Raw genomic sequence first — 21571 nt, 5'->3', positions numbered from 1 at the left:
TCAGCCGTCCTCGCCCGGGACGAGGGTGTCGGCTTCCTCTGGCGGCAGCGGGGTGATGAGCACGCGTGCGATGCGCCGACCGTCCACCTCGCGCACCTCGAAGCGCCAGCCCGCGCCCTCCACAAACTGCCCCTGGTTCAGCAACTCGCCGGCCATGGAGTGCATCAGGCCCGCGACGGTGGCGTAGCGGCCCTTGTCCTCGTCGGGCAGCGCGTCGATCTCCAGGCGCGACTTCAGCTCCGCCACCGGCATCGCGCCATCGACTTCCCAGGTGCCGTCGTCCAGTTGGCGTGCCCAGGCGTCCAGTGGCAGCTCGGGCGAGAGCTCACCGGTGATGGCCTCCAGCATGTCCAGCGGCGTGAGCAGCCCCTGCACCACCCCGTACTCGTCCACCACGAACACCATGCGCGAGGCCCGCGCGCGGAACTGCTCGAGCAGCTCCATGCCCGTGAGCGTCTCGGGCACGAAAACGGCCGGCTGCGCGTGCGCGCCCACGACGCCCTGCTCGCCTTCGGCCTGCAGCGCCAGCAAGCGCGGCACGTGGATCACGCCCACCACGTCTTCCAGCCCCCCCCGGCACACCGGGTACCAGGAGTGCCCCGAGACAGCGGCCTGACGGACCGCTCCGTCCACGTCGGTGGCCGCGTCGAGCCATTCGATGTCGGAGGCCCGCACCATGATGGAGGTGAGCAGCCGGTCGTCGAGCCCGAACACGTTGCGCACCATGCGGTGTTCCTGCGCCTCGATGATGCCGGCGTCCACGCCCTCGGCCAGGCTGGCCTCGATCTCGGCCTCGGTCACCACCTGCGCGGCCGAGTTGTCCACGCGCAGGGCCTTGAGCACCCACTGCGTGGTGTGCGTGAGCAGCCACACGAAGGGTTTGGCGCCACGCGCCACCGCGGCCATGGGGCGCGACACCCAGCGCGCCACCGCCTCGGGGTAGAGCTGGCCGATGCGCTTGGGCACCAGCTCGCCAAAGACGATGGTGATGAAGGTGATGACGGTCACCACGATCGCCGTGGCCAGCACGCCGGCCACCGTGTCCTCCAGACCGAACGACTGGAACCACCGCCCCAGGTCGTCGCTGAACGCCGCCTCGCCCACGATGCCGTTGAGCATGCCGATGGAGGTGATGCCCACCTGCACCGAGGAGAGGAACTGCGTGGGGTTGTCGAGCAGTAGCAGCGCCGTGTGCGCGCCCTTATCGCCGGCCTCGGCCATGGCCGCCAGACGTGCCTTGCGGCTGGAGGCGAGCGCGAGCTCGGACATGGCGAACGCGCCATTGAGCAAGGTCAGGAAGACGATGAGGAGGGTGTCCATGGGGTCCTACCCATAATCGGGCGATGGCAATTTATCTCATTGGCGATGTGCAAGGCTGTGACGAAGCCCTGGGCCGCTTGCTCGAGCGGATCGACTTCTCCCCGAGCCGGGACCGCCTGGTGGTGCTGGGCGACCTGGTCAACCGGGGCCCCGCGTCGCTGGCCGCGCTGCGTCGCCTGATCGCGCTCGGCGGCAGCGGGCAGTGCCTGCTGGGCAACCACGACCTGCACCTGCTCGCGGTGTCCCAGGGCGTGCGCAAGCCGCATCGCAGCGACACCATCGGCGACATCCTGTCCGCGCCCGACCGTGTGGAACTGCTCGACTGGCTGCGCCAGCGCCCCTTGGCCCTGATGGAGCGCGGCTGGCTGCTGGTGCACGCGGGCGTGCTGCCGCAGTGGGACGCAGCCGAGGCCCTGCGGCTGGCTCACGAGGTGGAGACCGTTCTGCAGGCACCTGACTGGGGCGACTTCCTGCACCAGATGTACGGCAACCAGCCCGCGCGCTGGGCGGACACGCTGCAAGGCAGCGACCGCCTGCGCGTGATCGTCAACGCCTTCACGCGGCTGCGCTTCTGCACGGCCGAAGGAGAGATGGAGTTCGAGACCAAGGACGGCGCCGGCGCCGCGCCCGAGGGGCATTTCGCCTGGTTCGAGGTGCCGGGGCGACGCACGGCGGACACACCGGTGGCCTTCGGCCACTGGTCCACGCTGCGCGGCGTGCACCAGCCGGACCTGCTGGCGCTGGACACGGGTTGCGTGTGGGGCGGCTGCCTCACGGCCGCGCGGCTGGGTGCGGGGCCGGGTGAGGTGGAGCGCTTCGAGGTGAAATGCGCCCAGTCGCAGCGACCGGGCAAGTGATCAGGCGACGCTGATCCGGCCGATCACGAATTGGCCGGCGGCGGCGCGCTGGACTTGAACAGCGCGGGCACCTTGCGGCGCTGCTTGATGTTGGGCGACAGGCTCTTGGGCGCGTTCGCGCGCTGCGCCGTGTCCCATTGCGGCGGCGGGGCGTCCTCGCTCACGGGCTTGGCCTCGTAGGGCTGGTCGAAGAAGGGATCGGCCGGCGCACGCGACACGCGGGGGGCCGACGGCGCGCGTGGCGGACGGGACTCGCGCGGTTCGCGCTCGCCTTCCTCGCGCTGCCAGGCGCGCTGGCCGTCGTTGAACCGGCCGGCGGGGCGGCGGTCCTGCTCCAGCTCCAGCGCCTCGATCTCCAGCTTCTTGCCCAGCAGCTTTTCCAGCTCGCCCACCAGACGCGCGTCGCGACCGGAGACGAAGGACACCGCCAGGCCCGAGGCGCCCGCGCGGCCCGTGCGGCCGATGCGGTGCACGTAGTCCTCGGCGTTGAACGGGATGTCGAAGTTGAACACCGCCGGCACGTCCTTGATGTCCAGGCCGCGCGCGGCCACGTCGGTGCAGACCAGCAGGTCGACGTTGCCCTGCTTGAAAGCGTCCAGTGCCTTCAGGCGCTCGTCCTGGCTCTTGTCGCCGTGCAGCGCGGCGGTGTTCAGGCCGTCGCGCTCCAGCGAGCGCGCCAAGCGCGCGCAACCCAACTTGCTGTTGACGAACACGAAGGCCTGTTTCAAGCCACGGTCGCGCAGGATCTGGCGCAGCGTGCCGCGCTTGTCGTCGTCGTCGACGCGGTAGAAGTGCTGCTCGACGGTGGAGGCCGTGGCGTTGGAGCGCGCCACCTCCACGGTGATGGGGTCTTGCAGGTAGCTGTTGGCCAGGCGCTTGATCTCGGGCGAGAAGGTGGCCGAGAACAGCAGCGTGGTGCGCTGCTTGGGCAGGTAGCTCAGGATGCGTTGCAGGTCCGGCAGGAAGCCGATGTCGAGCATGCGGTCGGCCTCGTCGAGCACCACGTACTCGACCTGGTTCAGCACACAGTTCTTGGCCTCGATGTGGTCCAGCAGACGGCCCGGCGTGGCCACCAGCACCTCCACGCCCTTTTTCAGCTCCAGGGTCTGCGGCTTCATGTCCATGCCGCCGAACACCACCGTGCTGCGCAACTGCGTGTACTTGGCGTAGAGCTTGACCTGCTCGGCCACCTGGTCGGCCAGTTCGCGCGTGGGCAGCAGCACCAGGGCGCGCACCGGGTGGCGCGCGGGCGAGGTGGACGCGTTTTCGTGCTTGAGCAGGCGCTGCAGCAGCGGCAGGGAAAAGGCGGCGGTCTTGCCGGTGCCGGTCTGGGCGGCGCCCATCACGTCGCGCCCGGTGAGCACCTGGGGAATGGCCTGCGCCTGGATCGGCGTCATGGTCTCGTAGCCCATTTCGGCCACGGCCTTCGCCAGCGCGGGCGCGAGATTGAGTTCGGAGAAGCTTTGGGTCATGTCGGGAGCGCCAGGGTGGCGGTAAGCCCGCTATTGTCGCACCCACCCAACAACCCCGCCCGGTACCCGTCCAGGGGCGACACGGAACCGGCTTCGCCGGGCCGTTGGCGCCGCCCCCTCGAGGGGGTCGCGCGAAGCGCGGCGGGGGTGGTCAGAGTGAGCTTGTTTTGAACGTGTCGCAGGCGCGCACGTCACCTGTCTCCAGCCCCTTGTGGAACCAGCGCTGGCGCTGCTCGCTGGTGCCGTGGGTGAAGCTGTCGGGCACCACGTGGCCCTGCCTTTTCTTCTGCAGCGCGTCGTCGCCGATGGCCGCGGCCGCATTGAGCGCCTCCTCCACGTCACCGGGCTCGAGGATCTGGCCGCTCTTGTGGTTGTGGTTCGCCCAGATGCCCGCGAAGCAGTCGGCCTGCAGCTCCAGCCGCACCGACAGCGCGTTGTACTCGCGCTCGCTCACACGGCCGCGCGCCTTCTCCATCTGGTCGGTGATGCCCATGAGGTTCTGCACGTGGTGGCCCACCTCGTGCGCGATCACGTAGGCCTGGGCGAAGTCGCCCGGCGCGCCGAGCTGGCGGCGCAGGGTGTCGTAGAAGCTCAGGTCGATGTAGACCTTCTGATCGCCCGGACAGTAGAACGGCCCCATGGCCGACTGCCCGGTGCCGCAGGCCGTGGGCGTGGCGCCGCGAAACAGCACCAGGCGCGGCTTCTGGTACTGGGCGTTGGCGGCCTGGAAGATGCCGCCCCAGGCGTCCTCGGTGCCGCCCAGCACGGCGGCCACGAAGCGGCCCATGTCGTCGCTGGGTGCGCCGGTCTGGGCCTGCGGCGCTTCCACGGGGGCCTGCAGGCCGCCGCCGTCCAGCGCGCCCAGGATGGTGAGCGGGTTGATGCCGAACACCCAGCCCGCGATCAGCGCGATGGCGATGGTGCCGATGCCGATGCCCCGGCCACCGCCGATGCGCGGCATGCGCCCACCCCCGCCGGGGCTGTTGCGCCGGTCCTCGATCTGATCGGACTGCCGGTTGTTTTCCCACTTCATCGCGAACTCCTTCGCCCGGTGCGCGGGCAGGTTCGCGATGGTAGGCCAGAGATCAGGCCTTGGGCAGCGTCACGCCCACCTGGCCCTGGTACTTGCCGCCGCGGTCCTTGTAGGACACGTCGCAGACCTCGTCACTTTCGAAGAAGAGCACCTGCGCGCAGCCCTCGCCCGCGTAGATCTTGGCCGGCAGCGGCGTGGTGTTGCTGAACTCCAGCGTCACGTAGCCTTCCCACTCGGGCTCAAAGGGCGTCACGTTGACGATGATGCCGCAGCGCGCGTACGTGCTTTTGCCCAGGCAGATGGTGAGCACGTTGCGCGGGATGCGGAAGTACTCCAGCGTGCGCGCCAGCGCGAAGCTGTTGGGCGGGATGACGCAGACGTCCTTGTTGATGTCGACGAAGCTGTTCTCGTCGAAGTTCTTCGGGTCCACCACCGTGCTGTGGATGTTGGTGAACACCTTGAATTCGGGCGCGCAGCGGATGTCGTAGCCGTAGCTGCTGGTGCCGTAGCTGATGACGCGCTTGCCGTCGACCTCGCGGACCTGCCCGGGCTCGAAGGGTTCGATCAGGCCGTGCTGTTCGGCCATGCGGCGGATCCACTTGTCGCTCTTGATGCTCATGGGCGGCGATTGTAGGCAGCGGCCATTGGCATCCCTTCACCGATTTCTTTTTGCATCTTGTTGCGAATAGTTCGCATTTGTGTTTATGATGGCGGCATGCCTTCCGTCAAACCCGCCCCTCCGTCCACGCCCCCCACGCCCGCACCCGTTCAGGTGCCGGCCGTGCAGGTGCAGTTCGGCCAGCTCAGCGGCGGCCGGCGCGACGTGTTCATCGAACACGACGGCCAGCACTACAAGCTGAGCCTGACCGCACAGAACAAGCTGATCCTCACCAAGTAGGTTCCGCTGGCGCGCCACGGCGCGCGCCGCTTTTCTCAGCCAGCCAGTTGCCGCTTCGCGGCGCGCGAGCCAGCCCGTGTCTTCCACAACACACAACGGGTGCACTCGTGCCACGCCATTCCCTTTCCGCTTCCCCCCTTTCCGTCCTCCATCCCGTCGCGCTCGCCTGCGCGCTGCTCGCGGCCGCGCCGGCCCATGCACAAACCACCACCACGGCCTCTGCCGGTTCACTCAAGCCGGTGGTGATCTCCGGCTCGCGCAGCGAGCGTGAGCTGGACGACGTGCCCGCCCGCATCGACGTGATCGAAGGCGAGGCGCTGGACCCGACGCGCGCGCAGGACATCCGCGAACTGGTTCGCGAGCTGCCCAACGTGGAGGTCAAGCGCGCGCCGCAGCGCTTCGGCGCGGTCACCGGCTCCACCGGCCGCGACGGCAACGCCGGCTTCAACATCCGCGGCCTGGACGGCAACCGCGTGCTGCTCACGGTCGACGGCATCCGCATGCCGCGCGAACTCAACAACCAGGTGTTCGGCGCCGCCGCCTTCGGCCGCGACTACTACGACCTCGGCCTGATCTCGCGTGTGGAGATCCTGCGCGGCGCGGCCTCGGCGCTGTATGGCTCCGACGGCCTGGCCGGCATGGTGTCCATGACCACCACCGCACCCAGGGACCTGCTGAAGAACGGCCAGACCTTCGGTGGCCGCGTGGGCGTGCGCACCGACACCGAGGACAAGAGCGTGGGCACGGGCGCCACGCTCGCGGGCATTGCCAGCGACAGCCTGCAGTGGCTGGGCAGCGTGCAGGTGGGCCGCGCCAAGGCACTCGACAACATGGGCGAGAACCACTCGCTCGACAGCAACCGCACCGCACCCAACCCGCAGAAGGACAAGAGCGTCTCCGCCCTCGGCAAGCTCATCCTCACGCCCGGTGCCGGCCAGACGCACACCTTCACCCTCGAGCACGTGGACAAGGACACCGAGGTCGAGGGCTACACCGGCCGATCGCCCACCGCCAGCGGCGTGCAGGACCTGGACGGCACCAGCGAGATGCAGCGCACGCGCGCGAGCTGGGACGGCCGCTTCCAGTTGCAGTCCGCCTGGGCCGATTCGCTGCGCGCCACCGTGGGCTACCAGCAGTCCGAGTCGGGCGAGTGGTCGCGCGAGGTGCGCACCGCCGTGCCCAACGTGCGCGAGCGCGACGTCACCTACACCGAAGACCTCTGGCAGGCCGTGCTGCAGGCCGAGCGCACGCGCTCGCTCGGCAACGGCTGGGCTCACACACTCATCTATGGCGCCGACATCTCGGTGGCCGAGCTCGACAACCTGGTCACCGGCGTGGCCGGCCCGGCCTACGAGACCTACCCGCTGCAGCGCTTCCCCAAGACGCGCGAGACCAACAGTGCGCTCTTCGTGCAGAGCGAGTTCGTGAACGAACGCTGGAGCCTCATCCCCGCGCTGCGCTACGACCGCTTCTCGCTCAAGCCGCAAAGCAGCCCGCTGTACCCGCTGACGCCGGCCGAGCTGTCCGACAGCGCGCTCTCACCCAAGCTGGGCCTGATCTTCCGGCCCCAGCCGCACTGGCAGGTGTTCGCCAACGCGGCCGCAGGCTTCAAGGCGCCCAGCCCGCTGCAGCTCAACAACTTCTTCCAGAACGCGCTCGCCAACTACCGCACCCTGCCCAACCCGGACCTCAAACCCGAGACCAGCCAGACCCTGGAACTCGGCGCGCGTGGCGAGCACGGCCGCTTCCACTGGCTGGCCACCGCCTTCACCGGCCGCTACAAGGACTTCATCGAGGACAACGTGCGCGTGGGTGGCACCGGCGCGCCGGGCAATCCCATCCTCTTCCAGGCCATCAACCGCGGCCGCGTCAAGCTCAGCGGGTTCGAGCTGGAAGGCCGCTGGGCCGTCACGCCGGCCACCACGCTCAAGCTGGCCTACGGCCAGACCAGGGGCCGCGACACGCTGCTGGACCAGCCGCTGAATTCCGTGAACCCGGCCAAGCTGGTGATGGGCGTGGACCACCGCATCGCCGACTGGACGCTGGGCGCCGTGGTGACGCACGCCGCGGCCAAGGACGACGCGGACATCAACCGCAGCACCACGGCGCAGCAGTTCGCCACGCCGTCGTGGACCACGCTGGACCTGCGCGCCACCTGGCGCATCACCCCCAGCACGCGCCTGAGCGCGGCCGTGCACAACGTGACCGACCGCAAGTACTGGCTGTGGAGCAGCGTGCAGGGCGTGGCCGGCAACCTGGCCACGCTGGACGCCTACACCTCGCCCGGCCGCAGCCTGTCGGTGGCGCTGGTCACCGACTTCTGAGCCCCCCAAGGAGAAACAACATGGACACCCACGAGCTCCGGACCGCCTACCAGGCCGCGCGCGCCAAGGGCCTTCGCGCCCGCGACGCGGCCGCCGCCATCGGCGTGAGCGAAGGCGCGGCCCTGGCCGCGCACATCGGCGCCACCGACGGTCCCACGCGCGCCGTCGCGCTCAAGACCGAATGGCTGGCGCTGCTGCAATCGCTCAAGCCCTGCGGGCCGCTGCTCGCGCTCACGCGCAACGAGGGCGTGGTGCACGAGAAGACCGGCGTGTACGAGAAGCTCTCGGGCGAGGGCGCCATCGGCCTGGCCCTCGGCGAAGACATCGACCTGCGCCTGTTCTTCCACCAGTGGCACGCCGGCCTGGCCGTGACCGAGTTGCCGCAGAACCCCGGCAACGAGGTCCTGCCCAGCCTGCAGTTCTTCGACCGGCACGGCACCGCCGTGCACAAGATCTACGTGCGCGAGACCACCGACCGCGAGGCCTGGCGCCGCGTCGTCGGCCAGTGGCAAGACCCTGCCGCCGCGCCCAGCTTCGAACCCGTGTCCTCGCCCACCGCGAAGGCCTCCGCGTCGGTCGACGCCAAGGCCTTCTCCGAGGCCTGGGGCGCCATGACCGACACGCACCAGTTCTTCCCGCTGCTGCGCCAGTTCGGCGTCGAGCGCCGCCAGAGCTTCCGCCTGGTGGAGGGCCGCTACACGCGCCGGGTGGACCGCCACGCCGTGCGCGACACGCTCAGCGACGCCAGCTTCGACGGCACGCCCATCATGGTCTTCGTGGGCAGCCCGGGCTGCATCCAGATTCACACCGGCCCCGTCAAGCGCGTGGAGCCGATGGAGATGAAAGGCCAGGTCTGGCTCAACGTGCTCGACCCCGGCTTCAACCTGCACCTGCGCGAAGACCTCATCGACGAGGTCTGGGTGGTGGAGAAGCCCACCAGCGACGGCGTCGTCACCTCGCTGGAGGCCTTCGATGCGGGCGGTGAATTGATGGCCATGTTCTTCGGCGCACGCAAACCCGGCCAGGCCGAACGAGGCGCCTGGCGCGGCATCCTCGCGCAGCGGCCCACGGTGGATGCGCCCACCCCGGCCTGAGGAGCGCGCCATGGCACACGACTTCCCGCGCCGCCGCGCGCTGCTGCAGGGCGCCGCCGCCCTGGCCACCAGCGCCACCCTGCCCGCCTTCGCACAAGGCCAGCCCCGCGCGCCGCGTCTGGTCACGGTGGGTGGTGGCATCACCGAGGTGGTCTACGCGCTGGGCGCGCAGGACCAGCTCGTGGGCACCGACACCACCAGCCTCTACCCGGCCGCCGCGCTGGCCACGCCCAAGGTGGGCTACATGCGCCAGCTCTCGGCCGAGGGCCTGCTCTCGCTGCGGCCCGACGCCGTCATCGCCCAAGGCGACGCGGGCCCGCCCGTGGTGCTCGACCAGTTGCGATCGGCCGGCGTGAAGGTCGACCTGATCGACACCACCCACGACTGGACCGAGGTGCGCCGCAAGGTGCAGGCCGTCGGCCGCGCCGCTTCGAAAGCGCGCGCCGCGCAGGACCTGCTGGCCACGCTGGACGCGCAATGGGAACAGACGCAACAGCGCGTGAAGGCGCACCAGGGCAAGCCGCGGCGCGTGCTGTTCGTGCTGGCCCACAGCGGCAGCCCCATGGTGGCCGGCGAGGCCACGGCCGCCAACGCCCTCATCGGCTTCGCCGGCGCGCGCAACGCGCTCTCGGGCTTCAAGGGCTACCGGCCCATGACAGCCGAGGCCATGGCCGCCGCCGCGCCCGACGTGATCCTCACCACCACGCAGGGCATCGAAGCCGTCGGCGGCGAGGCCACGTTCTGGCGCCGCCCCGAGGTGCAACTCACCCCCGCCTGGCAACGCCGCGACAGCGGCCGCGCACTGGTGCACCTGGACGCGCTGGAGCTGCTGGGCTTCGGCCCCCGCATGCCGCATGTGGTGGGTGATCTGCACCAACGCCTGGTGGTCGCTTGAACACGCTCGTGCGCACGGCCACTTCGCCCTGGCCGCCCGGAGAGCCGCGCGGGCCCTGGACCCTCGCCCTGCTGGGCCTGCTGCTCCTTCTGTGCGCCCTGTGGGCGGCCGGCCAAGGTGCCTACGGTCTGCCCTTGCGTGAGCTGCCCACGCTGCTGTGGGGTGCGCTCACCAGCGGCGCCGAGGCCGCGCGCAGCGGGCCCGAACTCGTCTTCTTCAACATCCGCCTGCCGCGCCTGCTGCTGGGCGTGGCCGCGGGCGCGGGCCTGGGGTTGGCCGGCGCGCTCATGCAGGGCCTGTTCCGCAACCCGCTGGCCGATCCGGGCCTCATCGGCGTGAGCAGCGGCGCGGCGCTGGCGGCGGGCTTCACCATCGTGCTCGGCGCCACCTGGCTGCCCGATCTGCCGCGCGCCCTGGGCAGTTGGCCCCTGGTGCTGATGGCCTTCGCGGGCGGCCTCGCGGTCACCGCGCTCATCTACCTGCTCTCGCACAGCGAGGGCGGCACGCGCGTGGGCCTCATGCTGCTCGCCGGCATCGCGGTCAACGCGCTGGCGGGCGCGGGCCTGGGCCTGTTGAACTTCCTGGCCACCGACGAGCAATTGCGCAACCTGCAGTTCTGGCTGCTGGGCAGCCTCGGCGGCGCGCGCTGGAGCGCGGTGCTGCTGGTCAGCGGCATCACCGCCGTGGCGCTGGGCATCGGCCTGCGCCTGGCGGGCGCGCTCAACGCGTTGGCGCTGGGCGAGGCGCAGGCCGTGATGCTGGGCGTGCGGGTGGAAGGGCTCAAGCGCCTGTGCATCGTGGTCACGGCGCTCGCGGTGGGTGCCATCACGGCCACCACCGGCATCGTCGGTTTCATCGGTCTGGTGGCACCCCACATCGTGCGCCTGCTCGCCGGGCCCGACCACCGCTGGGTGCTGCCGGGCGCGGCCCTGCTGGGCGCCTGCCTGGTGCTGGTGGCCGACGGTTGGGCGCGCACCGCGTTCGCACCCGCCGAACTGCCACTGGGCGTCATCACCGCCGCGGTGGGCGTGCCCTTCTTCCTGGCCCTGCTGCGCAGCGCGCACGCGAGAACGCTGTGAGCGGCGATCATCAATCGCTGCGCGCCGAAGGCCTGCGCGTGCGGCACGGCGCACGTGAGGTGTTGCGGGGCGTGGACTTCGCGCTGCGCGCGGGCGAGGTCGGCGTGATCCTTGGCCCCAACGGCGCGGGCAAGTCCACCCTGCTGGGCGTGCTCGGTGGCCTGCAGCGCGCCGACGCGGGCCGCGTGTGGCTCAACGGCCAGCCGCTCGACACCACCACCGCGGCCTCGTTCGCGCGCCATCGCGCCTACCTGCCACAAGACCTCGTGCCCGCCTTCGACTTCACCGCGCAGGAGGTGGTGGACCTGGGCCGCTACCCGCACCGGCTGCAACCGGAGCCCGACGAAGCCGCCATCGTGCGCGCCGCCATGCAGGGTGTCTCGGTCGATGCGCTCGCGCGGCGCGGCATCCGCCAGCTCAGCGGCGGTGAACGCGCGCGCGTGCAGATCGCGCGCGTCATGGCCCAGGTGTGGCGGCCCAGCCCCGACGGCTTGCCGCGCTGGCTGCTGCTCGACGAACCCACCGCCGCGCTCGACCTGCGGCACCAGCACCAGTGCCTGTCCGCGCTGCGCGACTGGTCGCGCGCGCAGGGCATCGGCGTGCTCATGGTGCTGCACGACCTGAACCTGGCGCTGCGCTACGCCGACCGCGTGTGGGTGCTGGCGCACGGGCACCTGGTGGCCCAGGGCGCCACCGCCGACGCGCTCACCGCCGCGCTGGTGCAGACGGTCTGGCGCGTGAAGGCCCACCCGGTGCGCGACCCGGCGGGCGTGCCGCAGTTCGTGATGACGCCCTGAAGTCCGGGGCCGGCCGGGGCGGCGGCAGCGCCGATCCAAATCCCTTTTCCGCATCCTGAATTTTCAGTAATTACTGAAATTTCAGGCGAAACCGGCTACAGTGCCGGCCATGCCGCTGCAAGACCACCTCCCGCCCCTCAACCGCGAGTTCGTCGCCCACTTCGGGGAGATGGGCAGCCGCTGGGGCATCAACCGCACCGTGGGGCAGATCTACGCCCTGCTGTACATCAGCAACGAGCCGCTGTGCGCCGACCAGATCGCCGAGACGCTGGAGTTCTCGCGCTCCAACGTCAGCATGGGCCTGAAGGAGCTGCAGGCCTGGCGTCTGGTGCGCTTGCGCCATTTCGCGGGTGACCGCCGCGAGTTCTTCGAGGCGCCCGCCGACGTGTGGGAGATCTTTCGCGTGCTGGCGGAGGAACGCCGCCGCCGAGAGATCGAGCCCACGCTGTCGATGCTGCGCACCGCGCTGCTGGAGACGCCGTCGTCCGAGGCCGAGCGCCACGCTCAGCAGCGCATGCGCGAGATGCACGACCTCATCGACCGCCTCATGACCTGGTTCGACGACGTGCAGAAGCTCGCGCCCGAAACGGCCTTGCAACTCATGGGCATGGGCGCTACGGTCACGCGTGTGCTCGAACTGAAGGACCGGCTCACCGGCAAGGCCCCCGCCGCGCGCCCCGACAAGAAGAACGCGGCCTGACCCCACGGCAAGAAGGATCGCCCCATGGACCTCGACACCCTGCTGCTCTCGCGCCTGCAGTTCGCCGCGAACATCAGCTTCCACATCCTCTTCCCCACCATCACCATCGCCCTGGGCTGGTTCCTGCTGTTCTTCCGCATCCGCTTCGTGCAGACGCGCGAACAGGCCTGGGAAGAGGCGTACTACTTCTGGACCAAGGTGTTCGCGCTGAGCTTCGCGCTCGGCGTGGTGTCGGGCGTGACCATGAGCTTCCAGTTCGGCACCAACTGGCCCGGCTTCATGGAAAAGGCGGGCAACATCGCCGGCCCGCTGCTCGGCTACGAGGTGCTCACCGCCTTCTTCCTCGAGGCCAGCTTCCTCGGCATCATGCTGTTCGGCCGGGGCCGCGTGAGCGAACGCGTGCACCTCATCGCCACCTTCCTCGTGGCGCTGGGCACCACCTTCTCGGCCTTCTGGATCCTCAGTCTCAACTCCTGGATGCAGACGCCCGCGGGTGCCGAGTTGGTCAACGGCGAGTTCATGCCGCTGGACTGGTTCGCCATCGTCTTCAACCCATCGTTTCCCTACCGCCTGGCGCACAAGCTGCTGGCCTCGGGGCTCACCGCGTCCTTCCTCGTGGCGGGGCTGTGCGCGTGGCAGCTCATCAAGGGCAGTGCCACGGGCGGCACGCACAAGGCCCTGCGCACCGCCGTCTTCGCGGCCGTGCTGCTGGCGCCGGTGCAGATCTTCGTGGGCGACCTGCACGGCCTGAACACCCTGCAGCACCAGCCCGCCAAGATTGCCGCGCTCGAAGGCATCTGGGAGACCGAGCGCGGCGCGCCGCTCACGCTGATCGGCATTCCCGATGAGGCCGAGCGCACCACGCACTACGCGCTCAAGGTGCCCAAGCTGGGCAGCCTCATCCTGGCGCACGACTGGGACGCCGAGATCAAGGGGCTGTCGGAATTCCCGAACGCGCACCCGCCCGTGGCCCCGGTGTTCTATGCCTTTCGCGTGATGGTGGGCGTGGGCACGCTGATGCTGCTGGTGGCGCTGTGGAGCGTGTGGAAGGTCTGGCCGCAGCGCACCAGTGCGCGCATCGCGCTGCCGCGCCCGCTGTTGTGGACACTCGCGGCCATGACCTTCTCGGGCTGGCTGGCCACGCTGGCGGGCTGGTACGTCACGGAAATCGGCCGCCAGCCCTTCATCGTCTACGGCCTGCTGCGCACGGCCGACGTGGTGACGCCGATCGCGCCGGCCAACGTGGCCGCCACGCTCGTGGCCTACCTCGTGGTGTACGGCCTGCTGCTGATCACCTACGTCGGCGTGCTCAAGTACATGGCCGAAAACCCCGTGAAACACGCGCCCGAAGCGCCCTCCGGCGAAATGGGCAAGGCCGGCGCCTGAGCGGCCGCGAGCAAAGGAGACACGACATGACCTGGGCCGAATTCCTCCCCCTGATCTTCATGGCCGTGATGGGCCTTGCGCTGCTGGCCTATGTGGTGCTCGACGGCTACGACCTTGGCGTGGGCCTGCTGCTGCCGCTGGGCGACGAGGTGCAGAAAGACACCATGGTCAGCAGCATCGGCCCGTTCTGGGACGCCAACGAAACCTGGCTGGTCCTGGGCGTGGGCGTGCTGCTGGTGGCCTTTCCCAAGGCGCACGGCCTGGTGCTGCAGGCCCTGTACCTGCCGGCAGCCATCATGATCGTCGGCCTGATCTTGCGCGGCGTGGCCTTCGACTTCCGCGTCAAGGCGCCGACGAAGTACCTGCCGTTCTGGAACCGCGCCTTCTTCGCCGGCTCGCTGGCCGCCAGCGCCTCGCAGGGCTGGATGCTGGGCAGCTACATCACGGGCTTCGACACCGGCGTGCTCGGCCTGCTGTTCAGCCTGGGCATCGCCATCACGCTGCCCGCGGCCTACCTGCTGCTCGGCGCGGGCTGGCTGATCATGAAGACCGACGGCGAGCTGCAACAGAAGGCGGTGCGCTGGGCGCGCGGCGCGCTGTGGCCCATGGGCGTGGCGCTGCTGGCCATCTCGGTGGCCACGCCGCTGGTGAGCCCGGCGGTGTTCGAGAAATGGTTCGGTCTGCCGCAGATCTTTGCCCTGCTGCCGGTGCCGCTGATCTGCGCGGTGGCCTTCTTCGCGGTGCAGTGGGTGGTCACGCGGCCGAACCTCATCGCCGCCGGTTATGGCTGGCTGGTGTTCGTGAACACGGTGCTGATCTTCGTGCTGGCCTTCTTCGGCCTGGCCTACAGCATCTTTCCCGACATCGTGATCGGCCGGCTCACCGTGTGGGACGCGGCCGCCGCCACCAGTTCGCTCACCATCATCTTCATCGGTGTGGCGATCACGCTGCCGATGATCATCGTGTACACGATCTACCTGTACCGCGTGTTCTGGGGCAAGGCGCACCCGCTGAGCTACGGCTGATCCGAACGGCCCATGGTCCGATGGGTGCTCATCCCATCGGATGCCCCTGAAAGGTCTCCAAAGGGCATGCATTCACGTGCATGCAATCGGTCTTCCGCATTGTCGGCTTGCCAAGCATTCAAGCGTTGGCATCACACAACCCGGAAGACCTTCATGTTTGCCAACAACAATCCCCGACTCCGTATCAGCGCGATCGCGCTGGCCACCAGCCTGATGCTCGCCGCCTGTGGCGGCGGTGGTGGCGATGGCGCAGCCAACGGTGGCAACCCGCCCACCACCCCGCCGGCATCCCAGACCCCGGCCACGCTCAGGATCGGCGTGCTGCCCGACACCCAGGGCAGCTCCTCCGGCGTCGCCCAACATCCGATGAAGGCTGTTCTCGACTTCCACGTCCAGCAAGGCGTGAAGATCGTGCTCGCGGTGGGCGACCTGGTCGAGAACGGCACGCCCGAGGAATACGCGCTGTGGCGCGAGGTGGCCGACCAGTACAAGGACAAGCTCACCATCCTGCCCGTGATGGGCAACCACGAGCCCAAGGGAACGGACCAGGACTGGCACGACGCCGTCGAGTCCTTCATTCCGGCCGACGCCGAGCACATGCCCGGCGCGCGCAACAAGAACTACGCGCTGGTGCGAGACAACGTGCTGCTGATCAACATCTCGTACGGCTGGTTCGAGCGCTCCTACGAATTCGTCGAAGCCATGGTGAACAAGCACACCGCCAAGGTCGACCACATCATTCTGCAGACGCACAACTCCTTTGCTGGCAGCCGCTACGGACTGGTGCGCGAAAACATCATCGACGGCAGCATCTCCATCGAGAACGACGTGCTGTTCCGCGACGTTTACGACAAGTACCGCAAGCTGCTGGCCGCACACGACGTGATCTACGTCAGCGGCCACGAGCACCACTACTCGCGCAGCCTCATTCGTGACAACACCGAGCGACCGTTCGTGCAGATCATCTCGGGTAATGCGGCCTACAAGGGCTACGAGACCCGCTTCAGCGAGCACGAGCGCATCCAGGACTACCTGATGATGAAGGTGCAGAACGAAGGCACCGGCTTCGTCGATGTCAACGCCTCGGTGTTCGAGGTGACGGGCCCCAGGATCGACTACCGCTCCTACTTCATCACGCACTCGGTGTTCGCCAACACCGACCCGCTTCGGGAGCTTGCGACCCCGAACTGGACCCTGATGGACCGCTTCGTGCGCACCAAGGACCGCTGCGCCAAGACCGTGTACCCCTCCAGCGTGCCCTCCGACGTGCAGCGCTTCGGTGTGTACGACCCGAGCTACCGAACCAGCACCTGCGTCTCGGCCGGTGGCAGCCGCGCGCGCCTGCTTGACGGCGTGAACAACACCTTCAACCGCCACGACAGCCGCACACGAACCATGTCCGCCACCCCGGGCTATTCCTTCGCGAACAGCAATGTGGAGATGGAGTCCATGATGTACCGCTACATCTTCCAGCGCCACCAGAGCTACAGCCCCAACCTCAACAACAGCCAGCGCGCCCGGATCGTCAACGTGGGCGCGCCCGACGAGGAAGTGGAAGTGCGCGGCACCACCATCGACCTGAAGAAGCAGGTGCTGCTGAACTGGCAGGCCAAGGGCACGGCCACGCTGAGCGACGAGCTCATCATCAGCGGCATCAACGGGCAGGACGGCACCTACATCGATCCGTATGGCGCGGTAAAGGACATCGCCGCGGACACCGGCCTGCCGGGCAGCTACGGCAACGGCACCGAGCTCGGCAAGGCACCCGTGGTGCTGCCCGCGCATGCCAACAAGGGCTGGGCGCTGGCGGATGACAAGGTGGGTGACAGCTACGTGGTCGAGTTCATGGCGCCAACGGGCCGCAACGCGTCCAACAGCGCGATCGCGCGCCACGACACGACCACGAAGGCCTGGGTGCCGCTGGCCAGCGCGGCCTGCGTGAGCGCGATGGCCTACCAGACCAACTACCTCACGGCGCAGCCGGCCGACGTGAACGCTGCTTGCGGCAACACCACGGTCGTGGGCTTCAACGCCAACAACGGCGCCTTCTGGGCCCGGCTGAATCGCGACGAACGCCTGGCCATCGTGGCGCGCTGATCGGCCGCGCTGGCCCGCGCCCGCCATTGAGCCGGCGCGGGCCTCAGCGCCCGTTGACCACCGTGCGCGACACCACGCGGTCGTCGCCCAACACGATCAGCGCGAACAGCAGCTCGTCCAGGCTGTTGGCCTGCGCGGTCTTGCGCGTCAGCAGCGGCGTGGCCCGCGGATTCAGCACCACGAAGTCGGCCTCGTTGCCGGGCTGCAGGTTGCCCACCACGCCCTGCAGGCCCAGCGCGCGCGCCGCACCGGCGGTGTGCTGCCACCACAACTGGCCGGGCGTGAGGCTCAGGCCCGGCTTGGTCTGGCCCTCGCGGCCCACGGTGTAGGCCGCGAGCATGGTGCGAAACGGCGAGAAGCTGGTGCCGCCACCCACGTCGCTGGCCAGGCCATAGCCCATGCCGGCCGCGTCAGCGGCCTGGTAGTCGAAGAAGCCGCTGCCGAGGAACAGGTTGCTCGTGGGGCTCACGGCCGCCACGGCGCCGGTGGCGGCCATGCGCTCGCGGTCGGCCTGGCTCAGGTGGATGCAGTGCGCGTACACCGCGCGCTCGCGCAGCAGGCCGAAGTCCTCGTAGACGCCGAGGTAACTGCGACTGTCGGGGAACAGCTCCCTGGCCCAGCGCACCTCGTCGCGGTTCTCGGCCACGTGCGACTGGATCCACACGTCGCCGTACGTCGCCGCCAGTTCGCCGGCACCCCGCAATTGCGCGGGCGTGCTCGTGGGCGCGAAGCGCGGCGTGACGGCGTAGCCCAGGCGGTCCACCCCATGCCAGCGGCGGATGCCGGCCTCGGTGTCGATCAGGCTCTGCTCGGTCTGATCGCGCACACCATCAGGGCTGTGCCGATCCTGCAGCACCTTGCCTGTGATGAAGCGCAGGCCGCGCGCGCGGGCCTCCTCGAAGGCAGCGTCCACCGAAGCCGCGTGCGAGGTGGCAAAGGTGAGCGCGGTGGTGACGCCATTGCGGGCGAGTTCGTCAAAGAAGAAGCGCGCCACCTCGCGCGCGTGGACCGGATCCTGGAAGCGCGATTCGTGTGGGAAGGTGTAGTGCTCCAGCCAGGGCAGCAGGCCGGCCGCGGGCGCGCCGATCACGTCGGTCTGCGGGTAGTGGATGTGCATGTCCACGAAGCCCGGTGCGATGAGCTTGTCGCGCAGCGCTTCCACGGCCACGCCGGGAAAGCGGTCGATCAGCGCGCCGTGCGCACCCGCCGCGCGCACCACGGCCCGGCCGGTGGCGTCGGGGCCGATCACCAGCAGGCCGTCTTCATCGAACAAGGGGGCGCCGCTGTCTTCGTCGAAGCGCAGCAGCCTGGCACGGTAGGCTTTCATGGGCCGCGAGCCTACACGGCCCCGCGCGCGCTGTCATATGGCCGCGCCGATGGCGGCCATGCGTTCGCGCGGATCAGGGCGTGAGCGTGCCTTGAACGCCTTCTACAAACCAGTTCATCTTGAGAATCTGTTCGTCGCTCAGGCGCTGGCCGGCGGCGATCACGGCTTGGCCGTTCTGGCCGAGCACGGGGGCCGAGGCCGGTGCCGCGAACACCGGCAGGCGGCCCGCCGCCATGTCGGCCTGGCGCGCGTTCACTTCCTTCTGCACCGCTTCGGGGACTTTCTTGCCGAAGGCCTCCACGCGGATGAAGCCCTGCCCCACGCCGCCCCACACCTGCTCGCTTCGCCAGGTGCCGTCCAGCACGGCCTTCACGCGGCGCGTGTAGTAGTCGCCCCAGCGGTGGGTCACCGCCACCACCTGGGCGTCGGGCGCCACCGAGCGCATATCGGAGTGGTAGGCCACGGCCAGCTTGCCGCGCTCCTGCGCGGCCACCATCACGGCGTTGCTGCCGGTGTGAAAGGCCAGCACCTCGGCGCCCTGGTTCATCAGCGTCATGGCCGCGTCGCGCTCGCGCGGCGGGTTGAACCACTCGCCCAGCCACACCACCTTCACCGTGGCGCGCGGGTTCACCGAACGCATGCCCAGCGTGAAAGCGTTGATGCCCTGGATCACCTCGGGAATGGGAAAGCCCGCCACGTAGCCGGCCTGCGTGGCCAGCCTGCCCGCCGCCACGCCCGCGAGGTAGCGGCCCTCGTAGTAGCGCGCGTTCGCGGTGGCCACGTTGGGCGCGGCCTTGTAGCCGGTGATGGACTCGAACTTCACGTTCGGGAAGTCGCGCGCCACCTTCAGCGTGGGCTCCATGTAGCCGAAGCTGGGCGTGAAGATGACGTGATGGCCCTGCTGCGCGAGGTCGCGGATCACGCGCTCGGCGTCGGCGCCTTCGGCCACGTTCTCGACGAAACGCGTCTCGACGCGATCGCCCAGCGCGGCCTGCACGGCCTGGCGGCCGAGTTCGTGCTGACGCACCCAGCCGGCCTCGGTGAGCGGCGCCACGTATACGAAGGCGGCCTTCACCGGCGGCTTGACCGCCTGGGCTTGAGCGACAAAGGGAGAGAAAAACAAGGCGGCCAGAGCCGGCGCGAAGGCGCGCCAGGCCGCGAGGTTTTTGTACATGGTGTTCCTCGACATGGCTTCCAATGATGAAAAAACGCGAGCCGGGGAAGCACCGGCTCGCGTCGGGGCGGTATTTTAGGCGCTGCTCAGGGCACGATCTCGTAGCCCGCGCTGCGTCCGCCGGCCGGCACGCGGCGGATTCACCGCACCGCGCGCCTTCAGCCCAGCGCCGCGTCCACCCGCGCCAGGTAGCGCCGTCGGGTGTCTTCGTCGATGAAACTTGCCTCGAAGCTGTTGCGCGCCAGGGTGATGACCTCCTCGCGCGACAGACCCAGGGCCTCCACCGTCTGCACGAAGTTGGCGTTGAGGTAGCCGCCGAAGTAGGCCGGGTCGTCGCTGTTGACGGTGGCGCACAGGCCGGCGTCCAGCAGTTGCTTCATCGGGTGCTCGCTCAGGTCCTTCACCACGCAGAGCTTGAGGTTGGACAGTGGACACACGGTGAGCGGCGTACGGCGGCGCGCCAGCTCCGCCACCAGCGTGGGGTCACCGAGCGAGCGCACGCCGTGGTCGATGCGCTCGGCCTTCAGGTCGTTCAAGGCGGACCACACATAGGCGGGCGGCCCCTCCTCGCCCGCGTGGGCCACGATGCGCAGCCCCAGCTCGCGGCAGCGCGCGAACACGCGCGAGAACTTCTCGGGCGGGTGGCCCACCTCGCTCGAATCCAGGCCCACGCCGATCAAGTGCTGGCGGTACGGCAGCGCCGTCTCCAGCGTGGCGAAGGCCTCCTCCTCGCTCAGGTGGCGCAGGAAGCACAGGATGAGCCGGCTGGAGATACCCAGCTCGGCCTGCGCCCATTCGCAGGCGCGCTGCAGCCCGCCGATGACCACGCCGATGTCGACACCGCGCGCGGTGTGGGTCTGCGGGTCGAAAAAGATCTCGGCGTGGATCACGCGGTCGGCGTAGGCGCGCTGGAAGTAGGCCCAGGCCATGTCGAAGAAGTCGTCTTCGCGCAGCAGCACGCTGGCGCCCGCGTAGTAGATGTCGAGAAAGCTCTGCAGGTTGGTGAAGGCGTAGGCCTCGCGCAGGGCTTCCACGCTGGCGTAGGGCAGCTTCACGTGGTTGCGCTGCGCCAACGCGAAGATCAGCTCGGGCTCCAGCGAGCCTTCGATGTGGATGTGCAGTTCGGCCTTGGGCAGGTGGGCAGCCAACTCGGCTGGACTCATTGAAACACTCCGGATGAAAAGGAAGTTGTCGCGAGGTAGCGCGGAACCGGCTTTGCCGGGCCGCTGCTGCCGCCCCCTCGAGGGGGTCGCGCGAAGCGCGGCGGGGGTGTACTCATGTCAACAGGTGCCCAGGGCGATGCCCAGGCGTTGAAGGTAGCGGCGGTAGGCGCTGCTCACGCGGTCGGCGGGGCCGTGCACCTCGCTCACGCGCGCGGTACGGCCGATCGGCAGTGCCTTGGGGCTCTGCGATTCCACCACGGGCCGGTCCTGCGCGAATACCGTGTCCTGGAAGTCGATCAGCGATTCGTCACTGGATCGGTCGTTCTGCGTGGCCATCACGAACCACGCGGTGCAGGCCTCATCGCCGTCCGGGCGAATGAACAGCGCGATGGCGTTGCGCACCGGGTCGCCATCGCTCGCGTCCTTGCGCAGCAGTGCGGCATAGGGGTGCGGCACCTCGTAGGCGTAATCGATCCAGGCGCCGCCCTCGGCTTCGGCGTAGCCGCGCGGCTGCCAGGCGCGGGCCTTGAGCACCTGCACCCCTTCCGGGCTTTCGCTCACCACACCGCTCATCACCTGCGCGTGGCCCCGTTCGCCCAGCCAGCCCTCGTGCACGAAGCCGAAGTGGCTGAGGTCGAGGAAGTTCTCCACCAGGCGCGGCGCGCTGGTGGCCACCGCGTAGGGGCCGCAGACCACGCGGCGCCAAGCGCTGTCGTCGGCCTCGGCGAAGGCGGGCGGCGCATCAGGGAGCTCGGCCCCGGGCGCGTCCAGCCGCACCCAGACCAGGCCGTGCGCCTCCCGCGCCTCGAATGCCGTGGTGGCGTGGCCAGGGGGCGGTTGAAAGTCGGGCGAGGCGGGCACGGGACGGCAGCGCCCGCCGGCCTCGAACTGCCAGCCGTGGTAGGCGCATTCCAGCCGCGGGCCGGGGAA

The 21571-nt window shown here is 69.3% G+C and carries 19 protein-coding genes; 11 read left to right on the top strand and 8 right to left on the bottom strand.

All coding sequences use genetic code 11. The features are described 5' to 3' along the window. Complete coding sequence (locus tag BN948_RS12280) at positions 1–1320, bottom strand: hemolysin family protein (protein ID WP_009517938.1); 1320 nt, start codon at positions 1318–1320, stop codon at positions 1–3. A gap of 23 nt (positions 1321–1343) precedes the next feature. Here BN948_RS12280 and BN948_RS12275 point away from each other — a divergent pair, with 23 nt between their 5' ends. Further along, positions 1344–2177 carry a symmetrical bis(5'-nucleosyl)-tetraphosphatase gene (locus BN948_RS12275; RefSeq protein ID WP_009517937.1) on the top strand — a complete coding sequence of 278 codons (834 nt, stop codon included), beginning with the start codon at positions 1344–1346 and terminating at the stop codon, positions 2175–2177. Positions 2178–2200: 23 nt separating this feature from the next. Here BN948_RS12275 and BN948_RS12270 read toward each other — a convergent pair whose 3' ends face one another. From BN948_RS12270 to dcd, 3 genes are all read right to left on the bottom strand, one after another. Continuing rightward, positions 2201–3649, bottom strand: a complete 1449-nt coding sequence (locus BN948_RS12270; protein WP_009517933.1) for a DEAD/DEAH box helicase — start codon at positions 3647–3649, stop codon at positions 2201–2203. A 151-nt stretch (positions 3650–3800) separates the two neighbouring features. After that, entirely contained in the window at positions 3801–4682 is an 882-nt protein-coding gene (gene ypfJ, locus BN948_RS12265) for a KPN_02809 family neutral zinc metallopeptidase (RefSeq protein WP_009517932.1), read from the bottom strand. A 52-nt stretch (positions 4683–4734) separates the two neighbouring features. Then, positions 4735–5301 (bottom strand): dCTP deaminase, encoded by a 567-nt coding sequence (dcd, locus tag BN948_RS12260; protein ID WP_009517930.1) that lies wholly within the window; start codon positions 5299–5301, stop codon positions 4735–4737. 96 nt (positions 5302–5397) lie between these two features. Between dcd and hemP the strand changes: the two genes are divergently transcribed. The 10 genes from hemP to BN948_RS12210 all read left to right on the top strand — a co-directional run bounded on the left by hemP (position 5398) and on the right by BN948_RS12210 (position 16977). Beyond that, entirely contained in the window at positions 5398–5580 is a 183-nt protein-coding gene (gene hemP, locus BN948_RS12255) for a hemin uptake protein HemP (RefSeq protein WP_009517928.1), read from the top strand. A 107-nt stretch (positions 5581–5687) separates the two neighbouring features. Continuing rightward, on the top strand, positions 5688–7904 hold the full coding sequence (locus BN948_RS12250; protein WP_035621858.1) for a TonB-dependent hemoglobin/transferrin/lactoferrin family receptor: 2217 nt from the start codon (positions 5688–5690) through the stop codon (positions 7902–7904). A gap of 20 nt (positions 7905–7924) precedes the next feature. Continuing rightward, positions 7925–8998 carry a hemin-degrading factor gene (locus tag BN948_RS12245; RefSeq protein ID WP_009517925.1) on the top strand — a complete coding sequence of 358 codons (1074 nt, stop codon included), beginning with the start codon at positions 7925–7927 and terminating at the stop codon, positions 8996–8998. A gap of 10 nt (positions 8999–9008) precedes the next feature. Further along, positions 9009–9893: a heme/hemin ABC transporter substrate-binding protein gene (locus tag BN948_RS12240; protein WP_009517924.1), complete on the top strand. Its 885-nt coding sequence runs from the start codon at positions 9009–9011 to the stop codon at positions 9891–9893. Further along, positions 9890–10972 (top strand): FecCD family ABC transporter permease, encoded by a 1083-nt coding sequence (locus BN948_RS12235; protein ID WP_009517922.1) that lies wholly within the window; start codon positions 9890–9892, stop codon positions 10970–10972. The genes BN948_RS12240 and BN948_RS12235 overlap by 4 nt, the downstream gene beginning before the upstream one ends. Then, positions 10969–11769, top strand: a complete 801-nt coding sequence (locus BN948_RS12230; RefSeq protein ID WP_009517921.1) for a heme ABC transporter ATP-binding protein — start codon at positions 10969–10971, stop codon at positions 11767–11769. The genes BN948_RS12235 and BN948_RS12230 overlap by 4 nt, the downstream gene beginning before the upstream one ends. A 109-nt stretch (positions 11770–11878) precedes the next feature. After that, a complete protein-coding gene (locus tag BN948_RS12225) occupies positions 11879–12469 on the top strand; it encodes a GbsR/MarR family transcriptional regulator (protein ID WP_009517918.1) in 591 nt (196 codons plus the stop codon). Positions 12470–12493: 24 nt separating this feature from the next. Next, on the top strand, positions 12494–13855 hold the full coding sequence (locus BN948_RS12220) for a cytochrome ubiquinol oxidase subunit I (protein ID WP_009517917.1): 1362 nt from the start codon (positions 12494–12496) through the stop codon (positions 13853–13855). Between the two features lie 26 nt (positions 13856–13881). Continuing rightward, entirely contained in the window at positions 13882–14880 is a 999-nt protein-coding gene (locus BN948_RS12215; RefSeq protein ID WP_009517916.1) for a cytochrome d ubiquinol oxidase subunit II, read from the top strand. Between the two features lie 153 nt (positions 14881–15033). Further along, positions 15034–16977 carry a metallophosphoesterase family protein gene (locus BN948_RS12210; protein WP_009517915.1) on the top strand — a complete coding sequence of 648 codons (1944 nt, stop codon included), beginning with the start codon at positions 15034–15036 and terminating at the stop codon, positions 16975–16977. Between the two features lie 43 nt (positions 16978–17020). On the opposite strand, the gene guaD is transcribed toward BN948_RS12210, so the two are convergent. The 4 genes from guaD to BN948_RS12190 form a co-directional block, all read right to left on the bottom strand. Continuing rightward, positions 17021–18304 carry a guanine deaminase gene (guaD, locus tag BN948_RS12205; RefSeq protein WP_009517914.1) on the bottom strand — a complete coding sequence of 428 codons (1284 nt, stop codon included), beginning with the start codon at positions 18302–18304 and terminating at the stop codon, positions 17021–17023. 73 nt (positions 18305–18377) lie between these two features. Beyond that, on the bottom strand, positions 18378–19478 hold the full coding sequence (locus BN948_RS12200; protein WP_009517913.1) for a BMP family ABC transporter substrate-binding protein: 1101 nt from the start codon (positions 19476–19478) through the stop codon (positions 18378–18380). A gap of 158 nt (positions 19479–19636) precedes the next feature. Further along, complete coding sequence (locus BN948_RS12195; protein WP_009517912.1) at positions 19637–20641, bottom strand: adenosine deaminase; 1005 nt, start codon at positions 20639–20641, stop codon at positions 19637–19639. Positions 20642–20758: 117 nt separating this feature from the next. After that, a partial coding sequence (locus tag BN948_RS12190; protein WP_035621855.1) for an aromatic ring-hydroxylating oxygenase subunit alpha occupies positions 20759–21571 on the bottom strand: 813 nt, incomplete at its 5' end.

Source organism: Hydrogenophaga intermedia, from assembly GCF_000723405.1.
GTDB lineage: Bacteria > Pseudomonadota > Gammaproteobacteria > Burkholderiales > Burkholderiaceae_C > Hydrogenophaga > Hydrogenophaga intermedia.
This window is presented reverse-complemented; position numbering and strand designations above follow the sequence as displayed.

Coding starts and splice junctions, on each gene's coding strand:
- BN948_RS12200 (WP_009517913.1), bottom strand. CDS start 19,478: ATGTACAAAAACCTCGCGGCCTGGCGCGCCTTCGCGCCGGCTCTGGCC.
- BN948_RS12220 (WP_009517917.1), top strand. CDS start 12,494: ATGGACCTCGACACCCTGCTGCTCTCGCGCCTGCAGTTCGCCGCGAAC.
- BN948_RS12215 (WP_009517916.1), top strand. CDS start 13,882: ATGACCTGGGCCGAATTCCTCCCCCTGATCTTCATGGCCGTGATGGGC.
- ypfJ (WP_009517932.1), bottom strand. CDS start 4,682: ATGAAGTGGGAAAACAACCGGCAGTCCGATCAGATCGAGGACCGGCGC.
- BN948_RS12275 (WP_009517937.1), top strand. CDS start 1,344: ATGGCAATTTATCTCATTGGCGATGTGCAAGGCTGTGACGAAGCCCTG.
- BN948_RS12210 (WP_009517915.1), top strand. CDS start 15,034: ATGTTTGCCAACAACAATCCCCGACTCCGTATCAGCGCGATCGCGCTG.
- BN948_RS12245 (WP_009517925.1), top strand. CDS start 7,925: ATGGACACCCACGAGCTCCGGACCGCCTACCAGGCCGCGCGCGCCAAG.
- BN948_RS12270 (WP_009517933.1), bottom strand. CDS start 3,649: ATGACCCAAAGCTTCTCCGAACTCAATCTCGCGCCCGCGCTGGCGAAG.
- BN948_RS12240 (WP_009517924.1), top strand. CDS start 9,009: ATGGCACACGACTTCCCGCGCCGCCGCGCGCTGCTGCAGGGCGCCGCC.
- dcd (WP_009517930.1), bottom strand. CDS start 5,301: ATGAGCATCAAGAGCGACAAGTGGATCCGCCGCATGGCCGAACAGCAC.
- guaD (WP_009517914.1), bottom strand. CDS start 18,304: ATGAAAGCCTACCGTGCCAGGCTGCTGCGCTTCGACGAAGACAGCGGC.
- hemP (WP_009517928.1), top strand. CDS start 5,398: ATGCCTTCCGTCAAACCCGCCCCTCCGTCCACGCCCCCCACGCCCGCA.
- BN948_RS12195 (WP_009517912.1), bottom strand. CDS start 20,641: ATGAGTCCAGCCGAGTTGGCTGCCCACCTGCCCAAGGCCGAACTGCAC.
- BN948_RS12280 (WP_009517938.1), bottom strand. CDS start 1,320: ATGGACACCCTCCTCATCGTCTTCCTGACCTTGCTCAATGGCGCGTTC.
- BN948_RS12225 (WP_009517918.1), top strand. CDS start 11,879: ATGCCGCTGCAAGACCACCTCCCGCCCCTCAACCGCGAGTTCGTCGCC.